Raw genomic sequence first — 23,071 nt, forward strand, 5'->3', positions numbered from 1 at the left:
AATAACCCAATCGGAGTAGTCTTATTTTAACATATATCTGTTTTTGTTATAAAAATGTTGTCATATCCATTACCCCGATAGTGCAGACAAGAATAGCACAGAGCAAGAATTCAGTTTGGATTTGTTTATAAGATGTTACAATATGCTCAGGACAATACCCGTTTGGAAAGGAACTTGGTAACTATGGCATTTGGAATTAATCGGCAGGAGTTGTCAGAATGGAAAGACCGTGTATCTCGCGGTGAACTTGCTTATCTTACTCATTTCTGGATAGATCCGCGTTTCCCCGGTGTTACAAGCGTAACCAAAGTAGGCTGTTCGAATCTGGAACGGCTTGAACACTGGTGTCTGGAACATGGTCTTGATCCGCGTTATATTCATCGGCGTCAACCTTTTCCCCATTTTGATCTGCTTGGACAGAAACAAAAAGAAATTTTGATGGAGATTGGCCTAACGGACCACATTCATCGCTTCCATCTGTAATAGACAGCTTGAAAAATGAAAAGCGTCAGCCTTCAACATTCGTCCCTACCGGGGGCGAATCTTGAAGACTGACGCTTCAATGCAGTTAATCAACGATGTGTTTGTTCCAACGCTTTCATTTTTTCCAACAGTTTCAGTTCAATTTTCTTCAGCATCCCGACCATCTGCTGCTGCTCTTCTTCCGTAAGCGCTTGTAGCAGTTCCCATGTCATACGTCCACGGTTGGCATTGAGGGATTTGGCCAGCTGTTCTCCATCTTCCGTCAGGGACAGCCACACAATTCTTCGATCCTCTTCACTGCGTACTCGCTGAATCAACCCTTCACTCTCAAGCTGATTCAAAACAATTGTGGTAGCTCCGGATGATAAACTGAGCTGCCTTGCCACATCAACAGCCATACAGCGCTGTTCCCTTAAAAGCATGCCCAATATATGACTCTTAGTCGGATTCAGTTTGCAGTTTGTTTCTGTTTTCTGCTGCTGGTCCAATACCTTATTTTTATATCTGAAGAAGGCCTCCAACAATTGATCAATGTTTGCCAATTGAGAGTTTTGCTCCGTATCCGGGCTCATAAACGTTCCTCCTGCCTTTCATCATAACCTTCCTAACATTGTAACATATTTGTACTTTTTTGTTTGTGAAAAATGCGCTTGCTCCATCATATTAATCGTTGTTTCTAAAGTTCATGCTTATTTTTGCGATTCATGTGACAAGCTACCTCATAGCATGATAAATGATGCATCTTGAGGAGGTAATGGAGCTTGAACATTTATATTGTTTTCGATAGCGAGGGCGGTCATACACAGGCGCTGGCTGAGGCGATTGCAGCCGGGGCAGCCAGTGTGCACGGGGCCACCGTTCATCTGCACTCCACCGAAGAGGCAGATGTATACAAACTGGTGGAAATGGATGCCATTATATGGGGATGTCCAGGTCATTTCGGTTCAATCAGCTCCGGTCTGAAAAAATGGATCGATAAGCTTGGTTACCTATGGGCTGAAGGGAAACTCGTGGACAAAGTAGGTGCTGTATTCTGTACGATTGCCACCGAACATGGAGGACTGGAATCAGCATTACTTCATCTGCTGACCCCGATGCTGCATCAGGGAATGATTATTACTGGCCTGCCAGGAAACTTTGCCGACAACGCATTATACGGTTCCTATTATGGCGTTGGGGTTACCTGCCCAGTGGATAGTGACGTTCTGTTAAGCGATCAAGGTATTGCTCTTGGTAAAGCCCTTGGAGAACGTGTCGCCCGGATCACCAATCGTCTAATCACTTAGACCGTGTATCATTCGGGCGGATGTATCTTACTGTTCTCAAGCCTGCGCCTCCCTTCACGAAGTGAGAGTAGACCGCAGGCTTGAGTCCACTTCACTTCTAAGTGAAGTTGCAGCTGCCTATTGCAAAATCGAAGAAGGTTTGTTTATAATAACTAATATCTTAAAGTTACTTTTAGTTACTTAATAATTTTTATAAATTTGTTGTCAGAAAGTAATATAATAACATAGCAAGGGAATTTTATGTATGAATGATATTAATCCATTACAAGTTGATGTCTGTATTGTTGGAGCAGGACCAGGCGGGGCCCTCCTGTCATACTTGTTGAACCGCCAAGGGATATCAACAGCATTAATTGAGCGTCAGCCTCATCTTCACAAGTCATTTCGCGGTGAACTGCTTAACCAGGACGGCGAAGCAGTGCTGAGCAAGCATGGGCTCTATTCGGGTGTAGCTCAGCTTGGAGCTATGCCTTTGGAGCAGATCCAGTATTGGGAAAACGGACAGATTATCCACACGGTTTACCCTGCTGAAAGAGAATCCCATGTGGGTATCCATGTACCGCAGGATCATCTGCTGGATTTCATTGTGTCACAATCACAAGCCCTGCCGCACAATCATGAGAAGGTTCTGTTAAATACCGTGATGACTGGACTGCTCCGAGATAAGACAGGAAAAACGGTGGGCATTAATGTTCGGCAAAACAGTGTTCCGACTTCTATTAGAGCAGCTATTATTGTGGGAGCAGACGGACGATATTCGGCTGTACGCAAACACTCGGGCCTTACCCCGGATATCCGCAAGCATGGTTACGATCTATTATGGGCCCGAATTCCCGCGCCTGTAGGCTGGGAACCAGCCGTTCGAATGGCGAGCATGAACGGTCAGCAGCTGGCACTGTTCTCCCAATACGGCGGGTACGTACAGATTGGTTGGAATATTCCACAAAGTTCCTTCTCCAAGCTGCGTGAGCAGCCCTTTGCCCCTTTTGTGGAGAAACTCGTGGAAGCCTTCCCGTGTCTCGCGGAATCGGTCGCTGCACATATTCAGAACTGGAGCGATTTTGTACTGTTATCCGTTGAGAGCAGTTACAGCGAGTCATGGTCTCAGGATAATGTGGTTCTGCTCGGTGATGCGGCACATACCATGACACCTACAGGAGCCTTTGGGCTCAATGCAGCGTTAGAAGATGCTGATGCACTTGCAGAGATCATTATTCGGATGGCCTCTGATCAATTTCAATCTATGGAACTATTGAATCAGCTTCAGGTGATTCGCGGCGACAAAGTGAAACAACAGCTTGCTCGTCAGGTGGAGATGGAATCCTCCTTTCAACAGCGTTACGAATCCCTGCGCTAGCAACCGCTCGAAATTTATACCATTTAATTCAAATATGCCGATGACTTCTGTTCAGAAGCCATCGGCATATTTGGGTTCAATTTTGCAATTACACTTCGCGACCATTCATTGCACTTACCCGAAGCTCATTCAGCGGCAGCGACTTCATCTCTGGATGACGCAAGTGCACCGTTCGGCTCTCACCTGGAAGCAAATCGAAATAGTTGTCACTGAAACGGACACGTCCCACCGGAAGCTCCAGTTTGACCAATCTTGCGATGGCAACGCTGGCTGTAACAGTTACAGACTGCTCCTCCTCATTGACATGCACACTGAGTTGGGACAAAGGCAGCTCGATGTCCTTCGGATCACGCAGGAAATATCGGTTAAGCGGAGCAGCAAACCCTTCCGATACCAGTTCAATCATGACTTCTTCCGCACGTCTGCCCTGCAGCACTGCGGCTTCACTTAATGCTCCAACCTTCGAAGAAGACTGGGCTTCAACTTCCACATGCAGTGTATCAGAGTATACTTTCTCCCCATTCAGCAGAAATACATTAATCCGAAGCTGTCCCCGTAACCCCTCGAGTTTATCGTTTACGACCCATAATGCAAGCGGATCGCCTGGCTCATGTTCCAGTGAAAGCAGAATCGGATGGAAGAATGTCTTCCCATAATAAAAGGATGCTTTGGGCAGCAGCTCATAATCAATCATGGACCAGCTCGTTCCCGGCCAGCTGTCGTTCAGCTGCCATACAAGCGCGCCACTATTCCGATGATTGATCCGCCGGAAATGTTCAATTCCATACCGTAAGCCTTCCGCTTGAGTCAGCATCGAGTAATTCATGTATTCTTCAATCGTTTGTGGAATTCCAGTGTAGCCCTCCATCAGAAGAATGCCCTTTTGATGATTAGTATCCTTGTTGCGATAGGCCATCTCCGGACTTCCCCAGTAGAACTGCCCTTCAGGCATATTTTTCTCAAGCGTATAACGGTTAGCCGATGCATGCATGCCGAATTCACTACTGAACAAGGCATCGTCCTTTTTATAATTTTTGAATGTTACGCCCTTAATGCTGTAGTCAAGCAGCGGTGGCTCACCATGCTTTCTTGGATAAACGGAACCATGCCATACCTGCCAGTTGTGACGGTCACCAACATCCGGATCATTGGCATCATTGCCGTCCTTGTCTCCAAACGGTGAAGATGGCCAATACGGACGGGACGGATCCAGACGTTCCAGAGCCTCAGGAATCAGCTCATGATAGATCAGCTCCCCATAGAACGGGCTGGTGATGTCTCCGCTGGCAGACTTCATATCGTAAAGCCAGTCAATCTCGTTATTACCGCACCAGAGGGCAAGTGATGCCCGGTTTCGCAGCCTGATCACATTATTTTCAACTTCACATCTGACATTTTCCATAAAATCTTGATTGAAGTCAGGAAATAATGCATTGGCAAAGGCAAAATCCTGCCACACTAACACTCCTTGCCGATCGCATTCATCGTAAAAGACATCCTTCTCATAGATGCCACCTGCCCACACCCGCAGCATATTCATGTTCCCTTCAACGGTCAGCTCAATGAGCTCCCGATATCTCGAGGCGGGAATAGCTCCGATTAGATGATCAGCGGGTATCCAGTTTGCCCCCTTGGCATATATTTTGATTCCATTCAATATAAAAGCAAATGAGTCTTCTCCCAGTTCATTGTGGAGGGCAAGTTCAATGGTTCGTAACCCATAGGGCTCGCTATAACGATCCACTTCAATGCCATCGGCGTATAGGGTAACCTCCAGCGTATATAAATACGGTTCACCCAGATCATGCGTCCACCACAATCGCGGCGAGGGCACAGCCAGTGTTGTATCTGCCTGTCCGCCTTGTACAGTAAGCGCATCAGCTTGAATCACTTCCTCACCGCCCGCATCCAACAATCGGACATCGCATGTCGTGACCACAGCGCGCTTCAGTTGCTGTCTGCTTCGGAAGGACATCACCGATTTCACATTTGCCGTCACGTCGATAACCGCCTGTTCTTGGTTGACGGACTTGGTCCGGGCAAACACACTCTCCAGCTTCGCCACCTTGCGTCTCTCCAACCGGACTGCACCCCAGATGCCAACAGTAACCATGCGTGGCCCCCAGTCCCAGCCGAAATTCATCGCCGCCTTGCGCAGCCAAGGCCGTTCCTTCGTATAGGATGACCAGTCGAATGTCTCTTTGTCCCGGTTGTGCAGAGAAAGCGGATCGAATCGAACGGCGATAGCATTCCACCCATGACGGACCAGTGTCGTTACATTGAAGGTATGGGACATGAGCATGTTGGCTGTTTTCCCCACTTCATGTCCGTTCACATAGACCGTTGCAAACGTATCCAAACCTTCGAAGACAAGTTCGAAATGTTCCTGATCCTCTTCCACCTTCACCAGGTTAAAGTTGGTACGATACCACCATTCCTTTTGTTCGATCCAACGGCTCTTGGCATCGTTATGCCCGTAGTATGGCGGATCAATTATGCTCCTTGCCACCAAAGCTGAATGAACATCGCCTGGCACTTCCGCCCCAATCCAGAAACGGTCATCCAGCGCCGCAGCCGCAATATCCATCGTCCGTTTTTCCCCGACCTCAAAATGCTGGATCTTCCATTGCCCTGACAAATCCTGACTTGAATCACTCTTCTTCATCATATGCCTCGCTCCCCAGATCCCTGAATCATTCCACATCATCGAAAACGTTTGCAGAAACAAGTACAACCATTCGTCTGCTAGCTTCCTGAAGGCTTGAATGCATACGCCTCTTCGCGAAATTCACTCGGGGTCTTGCCTGTATGTTTTTTGAATAGCCTGCTAAAGTATTTTACGTCTTCATATCCACTCATGGCAGCGACTTCACTGACTTTGGCAGGAGAGACTGCCAGCATCTCCATCGCCCGCCTTATACGCATATTCGTTACAAAATCCCCAAACGTTATGCCTGTCTCTTTTTTGAACAGCTCGCTGAGATGTCCCGGGTGCAAATGGATTTGGCCAGCCACCTGCTGTAGACTGATTTCTTGTGCCAATCCGGATTCCATGTAAGCAATGGCTTTTTGCACATGCGAAGCCTGCCCTTGGCCCATTTGGCTATAATATGTATGCATCAGACCATACAAATGGTGAAACAGCATATCCTGAAGGTCCGCAGCATCTGCATCAGGTTCCGGCACCCATGGATCATATCGTGCAGGCTCTTTCCTTCCTATTGCACGCATCGTACGAACCAGCCAGCGTTGTCCTGCGATGACCGCAGAATGCAAACAGGCATTGAATGATTCCGGTGTTACTTCCGGGTCCATCATGAGTTCTTTCACAAGCTCTCGTGTCCATGTGGTGAGTGTGACAGGGTCATTATCGAGCAAAAGGGTTCCTAGCACGGTTTCTTCCTCATGCGTAAGTAATGTTTTACCACCCCTGCGGTTTTTCACATGCTCGATGCTCCAAATCTTATCGTCAAGCAGACTCATATATTGATACGCTGCGGATGCCGTTAAATAGCTTTCATGAAGGTATATCTCGCCACAGACCGGATGGCCTACAGCTGCACGCAGCTTACATTTCAGAAGCTGCTCCATATGATTAACCACCGTTCCCAGCGTGTTCAGTAATTCCTGCTGCCTGCTCGTTACCTGCATTACACCAATAATCTGTTCCTTATGAATATGGGCGGCGGCGCCAGGCAGCATATCCTCCAGCATATTTTGCACGGCAAATCTCAGAAGAGCAGCAGAAGAGCGACTCCATCCTAGCGCACGAATAACGAATACAACCTGCTGATAGACCTGACTGCCTTCCAATGATATATTAGCAAACCCAGCCGCTCCCGGCTTCAAAAAGGCTGGACACGAACCTGTATTCACATCACCTTCAATAACCCACCGTTCAAACAACCGCTGTTTATTCTCCTGCAAAAGTCGCCCTTCCTTGGACTTTTCTGCCCAGCTGTCCATCACTCTTTGCTTGGCCTGAAGAACCGTTTTGATGATCTCTTCCGGTTTGCTCGTCTTTAACAAATAATCCGTCACACCCTGGCGAATTGCCTGCTGAGCATAAGAGAAGTCATCGTAACCTGACAAAATAATGACCTCCAGCTCAGGCAGCAATTGCAGCCCTTCATTTGCAAGCTCAAGCCCTGTCTTGCCAGTCATACGGATGTCAGTCATCAAGATGTGCGGACGCTCTTCAGCCAACCGGGATAACGCTTCTTCAGCCGAGGCTGCAGGTGTAAGGAGATCAATTCCCAGCTCGCCCCAGGCAATAACGCTGGCAAGTCCGGTGCGAATGATCACTTCATCGTCGACAATCAGTAGTCTCATGGCGATTCCTCCAGAAAGGGTATGGAAAATGAAATACGGGTCCCTCCACCGACACGGCTGTCCATTTCAAGTTGAGATGCCGCACCATAATGGAGCAGCAATCTCTCATTAACATTGTGGATCCCGTAACCACCAGCAGAGGGAGTCACTTCCGGCATTCTTTCCTTCAACTGTTCCAGCCTCTCCTGCTCCATGCCGACACCATCATCCAGCACCAGTACGTTCATTCGTGCTTCATCCTGGTCTTGACGAATCATGATGGTGATCGTTCCCGGACCATTCTTGGGCTGAATACCATGTACCATGGCATTCTCAACGAGCGGCTGAAGCAAAAGCTTCAGCATCATCCGCTGCTCCAGTGCAGGATCCACAATATAGTGCACCGAAAATTTATCAGGGAAGCGGATGGACTGCACCCTTACATAATGCTGGATATGGGCAATCTCCTGCCCAACAGGACAGAAATCCTTGCCGTTGTTCAAGCTAATGCGCAGGAAATCACTTAAGCCTTCGACCATATCTGCAATCCGGCTCTCTTTCGACATCAGGGCAATCCAGTGAATGGACGAAAGAGTATTATACAGAAAGTGGGGATTGATCTGCGCCTGAAGTGCCCTGAGATCTGCTTCTTTCTTACGGGCTTCACCCTGTATAACCTCTTCCTTCAGGCTCTCGATATGTGCGCCGAGCAGATTGTAACTCTCTCCGAGTCTGCCGATTTCATCATCACTTTCAGATCGGAACAAGGGCAGCGGCCGATCCGGGTCAATACGGGACAGGTGCCTGGTGAGCACACGGAGCGGCCTTGTCACGCGGCGGACGGTAAACCAGACCAGTCCTGCGCAGATTACAGCAGAAGCAACCACGGCTACAGCCGTAAGAATCAGAATATACCCGTTCTCCGACTTGTATTGATCGTAAGGTACTGTTCCAGTCAACATCCATCCAGTTAGCTGTTCCGGGTAATAGAGCAGCGTCCGTTTGTTTTCTCCGCTGCCATAAGTAGTCGTCCCGCTCTCGCTTTGCCGAATCAGCGTCTGCAATCCAGGTTCGACCTGCTCCAGAGTCTGCCCAAGCCGGGATTTATCCATGGAGGACAGGATCTCTCCGGATTGCCCGACCAGCTCCAGATGCCCTTCGCCTCTGCCAAGTCCCAGCGCGGCCCAGTCTTTGGAGATGGCCTTTTCATCCAGGCTGATGGCGAGCCATCCGATGGGTCGATAATCATGAATGCTGCGGATGGGACGCACCAACGTGATCACATTTTGTATACCTGCATAGTTGCGGACCGGGTAGACGCCGGTCCACGTTTTTACCGCATCGCCACGAGGAGTTGGCGGATCGGAAGTACCCGGTTCATACCAGGTAGCCGTTGTCAGAACGGCATCAAACCGATCCGGATATATCGCTATATTCGCGATATATTTCTTAGACGCGGCCAGATTGGTCATTCTGCCAACAATGTCCACACGGTCCAGTTCATGATCTTCATTTCGGCTCAGATACTGCTGAATATCGCGCTCTCCAATCAGGAAAATCGAAATATTCTCGGCGTCCTGCAGCATGTAGCGAAGATTGGCTTCCACCTGTTTCAGCGTGTCCATACCGGACAGTTTCGTTTTCTGCTCGGTAATGCGGGAAGAGATCAGAAATGCGAACAGACCCAGCGCCAGCAGCGGCACAATCATGGAGGCAGTTACGACAACCGAGAGCTTCCTCTGCAGCGATGATGTGAGCCAGCTTCCCAATTCTTTTCCTCCTCTGGATGCGCATTCGTTTAACCCTTAACCGCTCCAGCCGTCATGCCTTTCATAACCTGTTCCTGAAAAACAAGATATAGAATAATGGTCGGAATAACCGACAGGGTCATGGCGGCCAGCGTTAATCCATAATCCGTCTGGTATCCGTCTGCGAAGTTCGCAATCGCCAGCGGTAGCGTTTTCAATCCTGTCTTGTTAATGAATACAAGTGCAAACGAAAAGTCATTCCAAGCATGCAAAAAACTCAGAATCGTAACAGTGGACAGGGCAGGCACTGACATCGGCAGCATGATCCGGGTAAATAGTCCCCACAGACCTGTTCCATCGATAAACGCCGCTTCTTCAATATCACGCGGTACACTTGTCAGATATGCCGTCAGTACAAAGATGGCTGTTGGCAATGCAAACGCCGTATACGGCAGGATTAAAGCCCAGTACGTATTCAACAGAGACATCTGCTTCATCAAAATAAACAAAGGAACCAGTGTGCTATGAATGGGGATCAGCATACCTACAACGAAAAAGGTCATGACCAGCCCTTTCCAGCGAAACTGGAATCGTGCCAATATGAATGATGCTAGAGCTGCAATAAACAGAGTCAAAATCAATGATCCCAAGGATACCACCAGTGAGTTACCAAATGCCGTTCCCAGTCTGGAGCTTTCCCATGCATTGCTGAAATTGGCCACATTCCATTGGGCTGGCAAGCCAAATGGCCTGCTGTAAAAATCTTCATTCGTTTTGAAGGCACTAATCACAAGCCAGTAAAACGGATACAATGTTAAAATACCATACACCGTCAGCAGCGTCCAAACAATTCCGCTGCGCAGCCGGCGAACCGGATGGCCTGAAGCTCTTCCTGGTGAAGGCATCGTTACAGGTGTCGTACTCATTTACAGTTCCCCCTCTCTTCTAGTTCTCTTTTCTCTTGCGACTGGTCACCCACTGGCTTGTTCCAATGAGCAGCAAGGAGATCAGTACAATGGTTGTCGAGATAGCACTACCGAAACCGTAACGATAGGTTGTAAACGTTGAATTATACATATACGTAGCGAGCAGCTCGGTTGCATGAGCCGGGCCACCTTTGGTCATGATGTACACCAGATCAAACGACTTCAGACTGCCCGAAATACACAGAATGATCGCAACCTGCACGGTTCCCCAGATCATGGGCAGTGAGATCGACACCAGCTTACGGACGCCCGAAGCGCCGTCAATTTTGGCAGCATCATGAATTTCACCAGGAATGTTTTGCAGTGCAGAGATGAAAATAATCAGGTACAAACCGACGAAGCTCCACAGCAGTGGCGGTACGAGAGAGAAGATGGCAATCTTGTCGTCAGACAGCCATTGCAGTTTCCAGCTCTCCAGGCCGAGCGCATCAAGCAGGAAGTTCAGGATCCCGATCTGCGGATGATAGATATACTGCCAGATCATGCCGATAACGACGGTAGACAAGACCATGGGCAGAAACACAGCCGAGCGCAGGAAACGCTGCAGCGGATTGCTTTTGTGTAAAATGACCGCGAGCATCAGCGCTAACGGAATCTGACCGAACACGGAGGCCAGTACAAAAATGACGTTATTTTTCAGTGCTCGCCAGAATACCGGGTCATGCCAGATCTCCACATAGTTGTTCAGACCGATATATTTGGACTCCCCGATGCCGGACCAGTTGAAGAAACCGTAATAGGCTGACCATACAACCGGAACAAATACAAACAATGCATAAATGATGACTGCCGGAGCAAGCCCCAGCATGATAAAGCGACGACTGCGCAGTGCATTCATTCCTTCACTTCCCTTCATTAATACCTTCCATATCCCCTTCATACCTTGAAGCTTGCAAATGAAACGGAAAACCCCTCCCCTGCCGGGAAGGGGCTATAACTCCTCAGTTAATCCCATGAAGTACGACTCACCGAGCGTTTCCAATCTACAACCTATTCCTCATCCATTCTGTTAGTTGCCAGCAGCATTGGCTTGTGCAGCCTGAATTTTGGCGGCGATATCTTCCGCTTTGCCGCCCATCAGCAGTTCCTGCAATCCGTTATTAATAACTTCAACCGTTGCAGACCCCAGCTTGGAATCGTAAACCGGATTAATCTTCACTTCCTGCATCAAGTCATACAACTCGACGAACAAAGGATGTGCCTTGGTTTTATCCAACTCAATGTTGTAGCTAACAAGTGTACTGCTATCCAGCGTAGCCTTTTGGCCATCAGGTCCAGCCAGGGCATAGAACAGCTCCATGGCTGCCTCTTTTTGGGCCCCACTCAGTTTTTTGCTTACACCCAAACCAGTACCTACCACGCCTGATGTGGTTCTTGGCTCTCCCTCACCACCATCTACCGAGGGAAGAATAGTAATATGTGTGTTGTCCAATACCTCTGCAGGTGCGTTGTTCACCAGGTTCGCCAGGGCCCATCCACCATTCATGACCATGGCTGCTTTCCCCTGAAAATACAGCTGCATCATCTGTGTCTCGTCAATGCTGTTGAACCCATCCTGAAATGCTTTGCTGTTACCAAGCTCCTGCATTTTGTTTAACGCCTCGATAAATTGCGGATCGGTAAAACTGGCACCATCCTGGGCTGCTGCTTTCAGAAACCAATCTGTACCCGTAATCCGATCTGCCAAGGTACTGAAGATCGTCGATTGTGCAACCCAGTTTGCCTTGTTCCCCAGTGCCATTGGAATAACCTTGTTTTCATTAAACGTTGCAATGGCCTGTTCCAGTTCAGCCCACGTTTCAGGAACTTTGACGTTATATTGTTTAAACAGTGCCTCGTTGTAATAAATGAAGGAACTTGGCGCCAGATTCATCGGTACGGAGTAGATGTTCCCGTCAACCGTATATCCATCCAGTGCGTTCGGGATGAAGTTGTCCCTCCATTCCGGCTTCGCGTCCAGCTCTGTGTTAATAGGCTGAAGCAGATCACCTTTTACAAACTCTTTCGTCATGGCATCCGGCCACATGACAAACAGGTCCGGCATTTCATTCGCAGCTGCTACGGTACGGAGCCTTGTTTTAAGGCCGTCTGTCGGCAAGCCCTCATCCACCACTTCAATATCTGGATGTGCTGCCCGGAAATCTTCAATGATTTTTCGCATGGCTACTGCCTTTGCATCCTGTCCGGTCCAGTTATGCCACAGCGTAACCGTGACTTTATCATTGCTGCCCGTTCCTTCCGAAGCATCACCGCCACTGCAGGCCGCGAGTACCATCGAAAACAAGGCAATTGCCACAAAACCCGAAAGCCATCTTCTTAACATCTCTATACTCCCCCTTGGCTGATTGAATACCCTCATTGTAAATGGTAACGCTATCATAACGTAAGGTGACGATCCACGGATGGAGGGGTGAAAAATATCGGATGCCCCACTTGCTATCAGTTGTAATAAGAACAAAAAGAGCTCTCGACGTGAGAGCTCTTGAAGCAAACAATCTATTTATTATGAAAAAGAATAAGTTCAATTTATTTCATGCTGCTTTTGATAAGTGCAGCGAAAGCTTCCGAGCCTTCCTTCGTCAAATGTACGCCATCTTTTTCAAAATACTCGTTGTGGCCCTCGCTTGCACCGTTCCAGTCAATGAGGGAAACATTACTGTAAGATGAGGCTGCTTCGTTCAGTGCTCTGTTAACCGTTCGTTCCCAAGGACGTGGGACACGTACAGTAACCAAATATACATGATTCTCATCCTTAAGGTAATCAAGCACTGAATTTAGGCTTTTGGAATTGAATGATCCGTTGGTTCCAAGTTCAAGTACGACCTGACTGCCCAGTTGATCGTTTCGTTTGAGCCCATCCAGGACATCGGCTGCCTCCCACATCTGACGACCAACGTGACCGTCCACATGTACCCCGGACATATGCTGCTCCAAGTAAGGCTTGGCATCCAAGATGACCGAATCCCCTATCACGGTATAGTGGATCTTGCCGTCTTCAGCAGGAGGCGCTTGTTCTCCATTCTCTTGCGAAGCATCTCCCGGTTGATCCTGGTTGTCCCCTGTATCAGTCTCGTCATTATCGGCATGATCCGTATTTCCAGCAGCATCTTCAGCAGTCTGGTTCGGCTCATCAGCAGCCGTTCCATCTCCTTCATCGGATGACGGTTCTTCCGATTGGGAAGGCGTATCCGGCTTCGACGTCTGCTCTGCTGGCTTGTCTTGCTGATTGCCACCGTCATCTGCAGGCTTGTCGTTCTTCTGCGGTGCCGGCTTCTGGCCGGAACCTGCAGTATCAACGGGAGCCGGAAGAACATCCTGTCCTATCTCTTCATGCACAGCATGTTCTCCATTTAATGTGGCAGACATCGATGCAGAATGTGAATCGGAGTTCGCCGCAGAAGAAATCATCATCTGTGACACGGTGAAGCACATAAACAGAACAGACATCACCAATCCACCCCGCTTCAACCATATCTGATGCGTACCAATACCGTTCCGCCCTCTACCCCATAGCCGGGACCAGGTGTCACGGAATCCGTTATAGCGGATTGGATTCTCAATAAACTTTAATGATAATGAAGCCAGCACTACAGTTGCTGTCACCTGTAGAATCATTCGAACCGGATGTAAACCTCCCGTATCGACCACAGGACTTGTCAGAACAATTACAGGATAATGCCAGAGATAGAGCCCATAGGAACGCTCCCCAATCCATCGCAGCGGTTTTGCACCAATCAGGCGTCCCAGCATCGAAGAGGGGTGAGCCAACACAGCGACCAGCAGCGTAGTAGCTATGGCTTGAAGTACCATCCCCCCTTGGTAGAGCGAAGGTTCATATTCACTGCTGTTCAGCATCATGTAGACCAGCAGGGCCAGCGCTGCCAAGCCCGATACATCGAGCACGGCACGATTAAGGTTCGCAAGGGTGGAGGATAGTTTGCGGCTTGGCCACACAACAGCCAGTGCAGCTCCGGCCAGCAAGGCAAAAGCACGCGTATCCGTACCATAGTATACACGGCTCGGGTCCAAATTCGGATTATATATGATAGCCATTGCACCAGCAGATAACTCAGCGGCTACGACAATGAAAACAACGAGCCATCCCTTCCTTTTGAACAGCTTAATGGAAAGGACAAGGAGCAGCGGCCACACCAGATAAAACTGCTCTTCCACTGCAAGTGACCAGAAATGTCCGAACGGTGATGGAGGACCGAAACTATCAAAATAGGATACATCATGGAAGATATACCACCAATTGCTTATGTATAATACACCCGCTATAACGTCCCCACGCAGGGCAGCAAGCCGGGAAGGATCTGTGAAAAGAAGCCAAATCATTACCACTGCAGTCATGGTGAGCATGCCAGGCACGAGACGCCTGATTCGTCTCACCCAAAAATCACCGAGTGAAATGCGTCCATGTTCCTGCCATTGGGACACAAGAATATCTGTAATCAGATAACCTGATAAAACAAAGAATATGCCTACACCGAGCAAACCGCCGGGAATAAAACTCAGATTAAGATGATACCCAATCACAGCAAGCACGGCAATGGCCCGCAAGCCATCCAGTCCGTTCATATGACGCCTGTTGTTCAACGTTTGTGACATTCGCGCCCCTCCTTGTTGCTTCGGGCCCACATCGTGGAGGTCTGTGGCAGTTGCAAATCAACTTGGCTTCGCATCGTGATTCTGGTTGTCATTAACATACGTATTGCACCTTTCGTCATTCATTTCCAATATATCGATCAACACTCACGTTTAGCATTATACGCTCAAGCGCAGTGTAATAAATTACAGCAGTAGTTACAAAGTGGTGAAACGATGTAACCTTTCCTGCCAGCTTATATAGCTGTAAAATCATACTCCAAAATTGTCGTTTAATACAGTCTTTTTCTTGGGCTGGTTAATATTACCTCACTGCCATATCAATACAAAAAGACCGCCCACTTCCTCAGCAGCCACAATCCATTATAAACCTATCCCCCGCCGGATTGAAAGTTTTGCCCATAAATGCTTCTAGATGCCTAGGACTCTGGAGGTGAAAAGGACGAATCCTTTCTTCATTCCCGGAATCTTGGAGTTGAAATCATCCTTTGAAGCCCGTTGATTCTACGTTAGGTCATACAAAAAAGGGCGACCAAAGTGCTGGTCACCCTTAACGGTATTCTTTTCATCACATTGACTTGGATGATGTCTATCTTCTAATTACATTTGCTGTATCCACATTGGCTGCAAGTCTTGCAGCCTTCAATATTGATCAATGAAGCTGAACCACAGGAAGGACACAAATCTCTCGACGCTGTATAGGTTAATAACGGTTCGTCCACAATCACCGATTCAGAAATTTGATCCACACTCTGGCCTGCCTCTTCATTAGTACTCTCTTGAGGGATGCTCTGTACATGACTTTCGAGCGCCTTCGCTACTGCATCTGCGATGGACTCTACCCGGTTTACACCAAAGCCAATCGCTCCCGAACCACCGATGCCTTTGAGATGTTTGATAAGAAGCTCCACTTTATGTCCGTGATCACCATATCGCAGGAACAGGGAGCATACTCTTCCCAGCGCTTCCGCCATGGCGAATACATCCGAACCTGCTTTACCCACGTTCAGGAAGATCTCCGCCGGAATGCCACCAAGGTCGTTAATCGTAATGTAGGCCATGCCAAACGGAGTATTTATTTTGTACGTTGCTCCCCGCAGCACCTGTGGACGACTCTTGTACTGTTTATCCAGTACTTTGGCAGCAGACGAAGCCGCCACGCTTGTTTTGCCCTCGGTCTCGGTTTCTGTCTCCGAAGGTGCGGACGAGAAGGCTTTCGTTCCGTTTGCAACACTTGTTTCTTTTATCGTATCTTTTACCGTTTCTGTCACACTTGTTTGATCGCTTACTTCGCTCTTCCCCTCTTCCTTCTTCGTCGTGGATAGGACCTGTACATCGCGGCTGCCGTCCCGGTAGATCGTGACTCCCTTACAACCGAGATCAAAAGCAAGCTCATACAGCTGTGCTGTATCTTCAACCGTAAAATCAGCCGGACAGTTAGCCGTCTTCGAAATGGAGCTGTCCACCCATTGTTGAATCGCTGCCTGTACCCGAATATGATTTTCTGCTGACAGATCCATTGCCGTTACATAATAGTCAGGAAGTTCCTTTCCAGGGTGTTCATCCAGCCACTCCTGGGCAATAGGGACGAACTGCTCATCGTAACCGAGCCGGCTTTGACGGAAATATTTAAACGCAAAGTAAGGTTCGATCCCTGTCGAGGTACCCACCATCGTTCCGGTACTTCCTGTTGGGGCCTGCGTAATTAGCGTTACATTACGAACGCCTTGCTTGCGGATGGCCTCTCCCACTTCCGGATAAGTCCCGACCAGATTTTTCATGAATCCACTCTGTAAATACGGCTCCACTTCAAAGGCAGGGAATGCTCCCTTCTCGGCCGCAATCTCTGCTGATGCGAGGTATGCTTCTTTTGCGATAAAGCCATACAGTTTATCCAGAAATTCCAGCGACTCCGGGCTGCCGTACCGGATGCGTAGTTTAATCATCAGCTCTGCGAGACCCATCGTGCCAAGACCAACCCGGCGCTCCCGCTGCTGATTCTTCTGATTTTCCTCAAAATGATAAGGTGTCGCATCAATCACATTGTCCAAAAATCTGGCTGAAATGCGTGTTGTCTCCGCAAGCTCCTGCCACGCTACATCATGACTGGTTTCATCGTAAAATTTGGATAAGTTGATCGCCGATAGATTGCAGACGCCCCATCCTGGCAGGCCTTGTTCGCCGCATGGATTAGTACATATAATCGGATTAAAATACCAGCTGTTGGACATCTGATTATAATACTCCATAAAGACAACACCCGGCTCTGCTGATTTCCAGGCCGATTCGATAATTGTACGCCATATATCCCGGGCCTTTACTGTGCGGTAATGGATAACCCTGCGCCCGGTTTCCCTCCATTGCTGCAGATCCCCGTTCCACTCGTTGTCATAATCGGGGTCGCTCGTATCCGGAAAAACAAGTTCCCAGTCCCCGTCCTGTTTGACGGCTTCCATAAATGAGTTGCTCACGCATACGGACAGATTGGCATTGGTAACCTGCCCCATCGTTTGTTTGACCGTAATAAAATCCATTACATCCGGATGCCAGTCGTTCATCATCAGCATAAGTGCTCCCCGGCGGCTGCCTCCCTGTTCAATCAGTCCAGTGGTATAACTGAATAAGCCGCCCCAGGATACCGAACCGCTGGAAGATCCATTGACCCCTTTAACAACTGCACGACGCGGACGGAGTGACGACAGGTTGATGCCAACGCCGCCACCGCGAGCCATAATCTCTGTCATCTCAGTCAACGTTTTCATGATGCCGCCCCGGCTGTCCTGTGGAGAAGGTATAACATAACAGTTAAAGAGGGTCAGCTCATCGCTAGCACCCGCACCAGCAGCAATTCGGCCCCCCGGAACCAGCTTCCAATCGTCCAGTACAGCCCGGAACCTGGATTGCCATTTTTGCTGTTCTTCCGGAGTGGATTCTACAGATGCCATCGCTCTCGCAAGCCGGTCCCACATCTCCTCCGGTGTTTTTTCTATATTAAGTGTCAGCTTCTCCACTTCCGTCTGGATCGTTTCTCCACTGCGAGTCTTCACTTTCACCGTCTGACCCCGCCGTTCGATGATTTCCCCCACTTCCTTTGTCGGAAACTTCGGGTCATCTTTCGTCAGAACAAGTACAACATCTCCTACCTTGGCATGGTTTGAATCGGCATCCTTCCAGGCATAACGGTCCAAAAATATTTTTTCGCTTAGCCCTTCCAACTTGTGCGACAATTTGTTCGAATTCATTATGTTTGACAGCCTCCCCAAAAATCCCATTACATTTCTATTATGTGTTTAAATTATGCCAAAACACCACATATAGTGATTTATATTCAGTATAGTACACCATATATTGATTTTCCATGTGACTTAAGTCACAGCTATTCTTGTTATTTGCCTTGTACTTGGACTAGCTCGCTCTTACGCCATCAGACTCTCTCATTCAAAATTTGTGAATTTTTTGGGACATAACAGCTCGGATTCGCACCTTATTTGAAGGTTGGTTATGAACTGCCTCTCATTCGTCCATACTATGACCTACGAATAAAACGTCATCATGTATGGCAGGGGAGGCATCACCATGAACCGGAAACATCCGCTTCACATGAATCAACCTGCAGCAGAACTGCCCGTTCCGCTCGAAATCGATCGCAGCTGGCTGACCCAACTAGAGTCACGGCTCGATAAAGGCGGTCCTTGGGGAGATTACAGACTCTTTCAGCTCGGCATTCAAGCGGAAGAGACCAATCTGATTCCCAATTTTGACGAAATACAGTGTCTGAAGCATTTGCAGGGACTGACCCCGCTTCCGCACCAGATGGACACTGCACGCAAAGTATTATTTGAAATGTCAGGCCGTGCCATTCTTGCTGATGAGGTTGGTCTGGGAAAAACCATAGAAGCCGGTCTGATTTTGAAAGAATATATGGTCCGCGGTCTCGTATCCAAGGTTCTCATACTTGTGCCTGCATCCCTTGTACTCCAATGGGTAAGAGAGCTGAATTCAAAGTTTGGCATTCCCGCAGTTGCGCAGAAAAAGGCCTATTCCTGGCAAAATGAAGTGGTTGTGGCTTCCATGGATACGGCTAAGCGAGAACCGCATAAGGACATCTTGCTGAGTACGGACTATGACATGATCATTATTGACGAAGCTCACAAACTCAAAAACAAAAAAACGACCAACTATCAATTCATGCTGAAACTGCGAAAAAAATATTGTCTGCTGCTGACCGCTACACCAGTACAAAATGACATGAGCGAGCTGTTCAATCTAATAAACTTGTTGAAACCGGGCCAGCTCGGTCGTCAAGGTGACTTTGCTGCCAACTTTGTCGTGGATAAGCGAATCCCCAAAAACCAGGAACAGCTCAAGGACGAATTATCCAAAGTCATGATCCGGAACCGCCGCGGTGAAGGACCAGTACAGTTCACCAAGCGGAATGTTTCCAATGTGAATTTGCAGCTATCTCCGGAAGAACAGGCACTTTACGATGGGGTAACTTCCTTTGTTAAAGATCAATATCAGGAAGCTGGTGGAAACCTGAGCAGCATGCTCTCACTTGTTACGCTACAGCGGGAAGTGTGCAGCAGCCGGGATGCAGTATTTGTTACGCTGGTCAATCTGTCCAAGAAGCTCCCGCTTGACTCCCCCCTCCGGGACAAAATTTGGGATCTGGTTGCCCATATCAAGGCCATTAAGGAAAATACGAAGGCCGAGAAAACGATGGAACTGATTCGAAACATGAATGAGAAAGTCATCATTTTCACCGAATACCGGGCCACGCAGGAGTATTTGCTGAATTATTTTCGCAACAACGGGCTCACTGCTGTTCCGTATCGTGGCGGCATGAACCGGGGGAAAAAGGACTGGATGATGGACCTGTTCCGAGGCCGTGTCCAGGCCATGATCGCAACCGAAGCCGGTGGTGAAGGCATTAACCTTCAATTTTGCCATCACATGATTAATTTCGACCTGCCCTGGAACCCCATGCGCGTAGAGCAGCGAATTGGCCGGGTACATCGGCTGGGCCAGCAAAATGACGTCAACATCTACAATCTGTCGACGACAGGCACAATTGAAGAACATATCCTGAATCTACTGCATGAAAAGATCAACATGTTCGAGATGGTCATCGGCGGACTGGACGTTATTCTGGAACGACTCGAGAAAAAGGAATCCATTGAAAAAAGTCTCTATAAGATTATGCTCGAATCCCAAAACGAAGATGATATTCGCCGCAAAATGGATTCGCTTGGACAATCGCTGAATTCCATTCAGCGTGAAGTCGCCGATGAAGTGCCGACCGTCTCCCTTCTGGATCTGGGCAAAGGAGGACACTGACCATGACCATGTCACCCCAAGAAGTTCAGGCCTATGTGACAACCTATCTCGAAGCTATGGAATGCCAGATCATGGAGCGTTCTCCTGCACATATAACCGTTAAATTATCGCCGGAAGCGGACAAGGCATTAACCAACCGTCCGTACTATTGGGGATTTGTTGAGCGCACTGGAGCTCCGGCTGAGACGATGTCTTTTACGTTCGTATTTGATCCGGCAGCGTATCAGCAAGCTATCGATGCTGCAGAAGCCAGAGCCGCTCAGGCATCTCCCTCGCTCTCTGCAAGCCAAAATGGACCTGTCGGCCCAGGCAGCCCGGGTTCTGGTTCTGAAGCAGATGCACCTAAAGAAACCATTCTTGGCCGCTATTTCGGCATTACTCCAGCTCTGCCGCAGCTCGGGCCCGGGCGCATCCTGCGTGAAGACGTCGTCTATGGCAGTCGCAGACTGCAGCAGATTTTCGAGGCAGCTCGTGAAGGCGGCGCATTTGTGAATCTGTTTGAGCAGGCACCCAAACGTCAGCTGCGTGCAGCCGCACCAGCAGTATATGAACCGTGGCTTGGTGTATGTTTCAAAGTGGAATTTGCCTGTGATTTGAAACGGGAGGAGCTCCATTTTCTTGGCATCTCCCTTCGCACAGGTGAAATTATCGAACAATTCGGTTCCAAGCTGACCCGGCGAGACCTCAGCCCAAGACTGGCTGAGAACATGCATGTCCAGACAGCCAAGGTATCGCTAACGGATGCTGGAACTGCGCTCGAGACACACCTTACAAGGCGTCTTCTGGAACTGGACTATGGTTGGGCAGAACAAGCCAAGGCACGACTGGACTTGGAACTCGCTGTGGTTGATGCGTATTACGAAGCTGTACTGAGAGAAGATACGCCTGAGGTTGAGTTAGACGACAATTCCACAGGAGCTGGTCGTGATTCTGCTTCCATCGGGCAGGAACCCGGGACTAATTCCATGAGGATTCAGTCTATTGCGACGGATCACACCCTTGTCCCTCCTGTGAATCGAATATCCGCAGACATGACCGGATTGGAGACACACTCGGATACGGAACTTGCTGCTGAACAGGCCGTCACGGTGGATGAGGAAACAGATTCCGAGCAGGAAAAGGCCCGCCAGGCGGTTCTGGATCGTGAAGCGATGAAACTGCAATACGAAACCCGCCGGACAGAAATGATCTGGCAATACGAACCCAAAGTGAAGGTCACGGCCATAAGCAGCGGCATGTTTCATTTAAGATAGACGCAGACACTACTTTTCCAGCAAATGACGGCAAAAGTAGTGTTTATTCATGAGCAGCCACCCGACAGGTTGCAGCAACCTTTTCATGGCTTGTCCACTAGAATGAACCTAGAAGTAATCGTGCAGCGAATAATCGTCCCTGTTCGTCATAATGTACTCCAGAAGAAGAAGGTGTTAATTATGAACCGAATCTTTCATAAGCCATGGCACGTCATCCGACGGGTAGCAGGCGTGGGTGCCATGTGCCTTTTGGGTTTAACTACATTGTCAACAACATTGCAAGCAGAAGATATCTTAAGTTTGCAAGCAACCACCACAGAACTTTCCTTCCAATTAACGACGGCAAAAAGCGATGCTTCCCATGCATCTGATAAGTTTGCTCCTGCTGCTGTTCAGCAGTTTGCTCTTCAACAGGTTAAGGCCTTGGGCTCCTTACAAAAGACGGACCAAGGCTGGAATCGGGCGCAGCTAGACTTTACGCCTCTTGGCCCCGGAACGCACAGCTGGCTTGTAAACGCTCATAACGATGGAACACCTGTTGGATATATGATCATTACAGCTAACCGGACAGGGAAACTGCAGCTTAGCGAGTACGGACAGGGAGAACACAATCCTTATGACCTCTCTCTACTGCAGCATTCTCTTCAAAGACATAATGTGAATCTGAAGAACTTGTCATATGCAGAAGACATCCAGTTACGTTATGCCTCTCCTCTCCTTGCCTACTGGAAAGTGGAGCAAGCAGGTGTTGGCACCATCTATATCGATGCAACCAACGGTGACACTTTACCGAATGGTGCTGTAAAGGCCATGGAGCGTGAATCTCGAGTTGAACATACTCGACCGCCTTCTCCCGCGCTATCCGTGTCTGTACAACTCCAATCCAGAACAGATGAACTTTCCAAGGCTTCAGCCTTCTCAGCGGATCCGTTCTACGTGCAACCGGATTTTGATCCTGCCGATAATCTCTTGTGGATTACTTCGGAAACCGTCCCTGTAACAAGTTTGCAGCCGTTGATTCAGCATTGGAGAGACCATCAGGCCATTGTCTTTTCGGCAGATGATCGCAATGTATTGTACGGAGGCCCTCTTCCTGTCACCGGATATCAGGTCTGGAGAATGGATGACGGATCTGCGCAAATGGAATATGTAGCGATTGGGGGACATTCTTCCGTAAGACGTTTCGTACCGATCGACACGTTGATGAAGGATGGTCATTTTTATACTTTCAAGCCGTGAAGCTGTGGAGTTTTAATCGTCTCAAGCAAACACAAATAAGACGCCTTCCTCTGATTTCATAATCAGGAACGCGTCTTTTATTCTTTGTGGATTAAACAGGTTTATTTGCCAGAAGAACTTCGCTTCTGCATTTCCCCGCGTGGATCTAATGCTTTTTCCTTTTTCCCTACCCACAATGATACGGCAAAGGGGAGCATGCCAAACCATTTCATTGCCCAAGGCTCTTTTACCTTGGAACGACCTTTCCGCTCTTCCTTCGGTGTATCCATAAAATGAACAACCCGCTGTGTAATGTACTTCACCAGCTCATCACTTTTGGCCATCCATCTCTGCCTCCTTCTTAGCCTGAGCATTTATGCGAACTGCTCAGCTGTAATGCGCAAGCTTACGATATATCTATTGTGTGCAGAACGGCCCATGCATAAACATTTTTTTGCTGCTGAGAGTATGAAATATCCAAGAA

Annotated in this window: 16 protein-coding genes; 6 read left to right on the top strand and 10 right to left on the bottom strand. The window is 48.6% G+C overall.

Annotation, left to right across the window (positions count from 1 at the left end):
- Positions 1 to 183 precede the first annotated feature (183 nt).
- Positions 184 to 483 (top strand): hypothetical protein, encoded by a 300-nt coding sequence (locus MH144_RS08590; RefSeq protein WP_239299078.1) that lies wholly within the window; start codon positions 184 to 186, stop codon positions 481 to 483.
- Between the two features lie 89 nt (positions 484 to 572).
- Here the strand turns inward: MH144_RS08590 and MH144_RS08595 are convergent, their stop codons facing one another.
- On the bottom strand, positions 573 to 1,055 hold the full coding sequence (locus MH144_RS08595; protein ID WP_239299080.1) for a MarR family winged helix-turn-helix transcriptional regulator: 483 nt from the start codon (positions 1,053 to 1,055) through the stop codon (positions 573 to 575).
- 189 nt (positions 1,056 to 1,244) lie between these two features.
- Here MH144_RS08595 and MH144_RS08600 point away from each other — a divergent pair, with 189 nt between their 5' ends.
- Complete coding sequence (locus MH144_RS08600; RefSeq protein ID WP_183521029.1) at positions 1,245 to 1,769, top strand: NAD(P)H-dependent oxidoreductase; 525 nt, start codon at positions 1,245 to 1,247, stop codon at positions 1,767 to 1,769.
- A 244-nt stretch (positions 1,770 to 2,013) separates the two neighbouring features.
- Positions 2,014 to 3,126, top strand: a complete 1,113-nt coding sequence (locus tag MH144_RS08605) for an FAD-dependent monooxygenase (protein ID WP_239299081.1) — start codon at positions 2,014 to 2,016, stop codon at positions 3,124 to 3,126.
- Positions 3,127 to 3,214: 88 nt separating this feature from the next.
- Here the strand turns inward: MH144_RS08605 and MH144_RS08610 are convergent, their stop codons facing one another.
- From MH144_RS08610 to MH144_RS08645, 8 genes are all read right to left on the bottom strand, one after another.
- A complete protein-coding gene (locus tag MH144_RS08610) occupies positions 3,215 to 5,791 on the bottom strand; it encodes a beta-mannosidase (protein ID WP_239299305.1) in 2,577 nt (858 codons plus the stop codon).
- Positions 5,792 to 5,871: 80 nt separating this feature from the next.
- Entirely contained in the window at positions 5,872 to 7,458 is a 1,587-nt protein-coding gene (locus MH144_RS08615) for a helix-turn-helix domain-containing protein (protein WP_239299082.1), read from the bottom strand.
- Positions 7,455 to 9,206 carry a cache domain-containing sensor histidine kinase gene (locus tag MH144_RS08620; protein ID WP_239299083.1) on the bottom strand — a complete coding sequence of 584 codons (1,752 nt, stop codon included), beginning with the start codon at positions 9,204 to 9,206 and terminating at the stop codon, positions 7,455 to 7,457. The genes MH144_RS08615 and MH144_RS08620 overlap by 4 nt, the downstream gene beginning before the upstream one ends.
- Before the next feature lie 29 nt (positions 9,207 to 9,235).
- Positions 9,236 to 10,090: a carbohydrate ABC transporter permease gene (locus tag MH144_RS08625; protein ID WP_236146797.1), complete on the bottom strand. Its 855-nt coding sequence runs from the start codon at positions 10,088 to 10,090 to the stop codon at positions 9,236 to 9,238.
- Between the two features lie 40 nt (positions 10,091 to 10,130).
- Complete coding sequence (locus tag MH144_RS08630; protein ID WP_183521506.1) at positions 10,131 to 11,009, bottom strand: carbohydrate ABC transporter permease; 879 nt, start codon at positions 11,007 to 11,009, stop codon at positions 10,131 to 10,133.
- 171 nt (positions 11,010 to 11,180) lie between these two features.
- Positions 11,181 to 12,494, bottom strand: coding sequence for an extracellular solute-binding protein (locus tag MH144_RS08635; protein WP_239299084.1), 1,314 nt, complete (start codon positions 12,492 to 12,494; stop codon positions 11,181 to 11,183).
- A 203-nt stretch (positions 12,495 to 12,697) separates the two neighbouring features.
- Positions 12,698 to 14,782, bottom strand: coding sequence for an acyltransferase family protein (locus tag MH144_RS08640; RefSeq protein ID WP_239299085.1), 2,085 nt, complete (start codon positions 14,780 to 14,782; stop codon positions 12,698 to 12,700).
- 593 nt (positions 14,783 to 15,375) lie between these two features.
- On the bottom strand, positions 15,376 to 18,021 hold the full coding sequence (locus tag MH144_RS08645) for an adenosylcobalamin-dependent ribonucleoside-diphosphate reductase (RefSeq protein WP_239299086.1): 2,646 nt from the start codon (positions 18,019 to 18,021) through the stop codon (positions 15,376 to 15,378).
- 334 nt (positions 18,022 to 18,355) lie between these two features.
- Between MH144_RS08645 and MH144_RS08650 the strand changes: the two genes are divergently transcribed.
- From MH144_RS08650 to MH144_RS08660, 3 genes are all read left to right on the top strand, one after another.
- Entirely contained in the window at positions 18,356 to 20,116 is a 1,761-nt protein-coding gene (locus tag MH144_RS08650; protein ID WP_239299087.1) for a DEAD/DEAH box helicase, read from the top strand.
- Between the two features lie 2 nt (positions 20,117 to 20,118).
- Positions 20,119 to 21,369, top strand: a complete 1,251-nt coding sequence (locus tag MH144_RS08655) for a YqhG family protein (RefSeq protein WP_239299088.1) — start codon at positions 20,119 to 20,121, stop codon at positions 21,367 to 21,369.
- Between the two features lie 180 nt (positions 21,370 to 21,549).
- Positions 21,550 to 22,608 (top strand): hypothetical protein, encoded by a 1,059-nt coding sequence (locus MH144_RS08660; RefSeq protein ID WP_239299090.1) that lies wholly within the window; start codon positions 21,550 to 21,552, stop codon positions 22,606 to 22,608.
- Between the two features lie 101 nt (positions 22,609 to 22,709).
- On the opposite strand, the gene MH144_RS08665 is transcribed toward MH144_RS08660, so the two are convergent.
- Positions 22,710 to 22,931 (bottom strand): YqzE family protein, encoded by a 222-nt coding sequence (locus MH144_RS08665; protein ID WP_183521046.1) that lies wholly within the window; start codon positions 22,929 to 22,931, stop codon positions 22,710 to 22,712.
- Between the last annotated feature and the right edge of the window lie 140 nt (positions 22,932 to 23,071).

Source organism: Paenibacillus sp. ACRRY (assembly GCF_022346995.1).
Taxonomy (GTDB): Bacteria; Bacillota; Bacilli; order Paenibacillales; family Paenibacillaceae; genus Paenibacillus.

Bases quoted from the DNA above. Each gene is read 5' to 3' on its own strand.
- MH144_RS08590 (WP_239299078.1), top strand. From the start codon at position 184: ATGGCATTTGGAATTAATCGGCAGGAGTTGTCAGAATGGAAAGACCGT.
- MH144_RS08595 (WP_239299080.1), bottom strand. From the start codon at position 1,055: ATGAGCCCGGATACGGAGCAAAACTCTCAATTGGCAAACATTGATCAA.
- MH144_RS08605 (WP_239299081.1), top strand. From the start codon at position 2,014: ATGAATGATATTAATCCATTACAAGTTGATGTCTGTATTGTTGGAGCA.
- MH144_RS08610 (WP_239299305.1), bottom strand. From the start codon at position 5,791: ATGAAGAAGAGTGATTCAAGTCAGGATTTGTCAGGGCAATGGAAGATC.
- MH144_RS08615 (WP_239299082.1), bottom strand. From the start codon at position 7,458: ATGAGACTACTGATTGTCGACGATGAAGTGATCATTCGCACCGGACTT.
- MH144_RS08625 (WP_236146797.1), bottom strand. From the start codon at position 10,090: ATGCCTTCACCAGGAAGAGCTTCAGGCCATCCGGTTCGCCGGCTGCGC.
- MH144_RS08630 (WP_183521506.1), bottom strand. From the start codon at position 11,009: ATGAATGCACTGCGCAGTCGTCGCTTTATCATGCTGGGGCTTGCTCCG.
- MH144_RS08635 (WP_239299084.1), bottom strand. From the start codon at position 12,494: ATGTTAAGAAGATGGCTTTCGGGTTTTGTGGCAATTGCCTTGTTTTCG.
- MH144_RS08640 (WP_239299085.1), bottom strand. From the start codon at position 14,782: ATGTCACAAACGTTGAACAACAGGCGTCATATGAACGGACTGGATGGC.
- MH144_RS08645 (WP_239299086.1), bottom strand. From the start codon at position 18,021: ATGAATTCGAACAAATTGTCGCACAAGTTGGAAGGGCTAAGCGAAAAA.
- MH144_RS08650 (WP_239299087.1), top strand. From the start codon at position 18,356: ATGAACCGGAAACATCCGCTTCACATGAATCAACCTGCAGCAGAACTG.
- MH144_RS08655 (WP_239299088.1), top strand. From the start codon at position 20,119: ATGACCATGTCACCCCAAGAAGTTCAGGCCTATGTGACAACCTATCTC.
- MH144_RS08660 (WP_239299090.1), top strand. From the start codon at position 21,550: ATGAACCGAATCTTTCATAAGCCATGGCACGTCATCCGACGGGTAGCA.
- MH144_RS08665 (WP_183521046.1), bottom strand. From the start codon at position 22,931: ATGGCCAAAAGTGATGAGCTGGTGAAGTACATTACACAGCGGGTTGTT.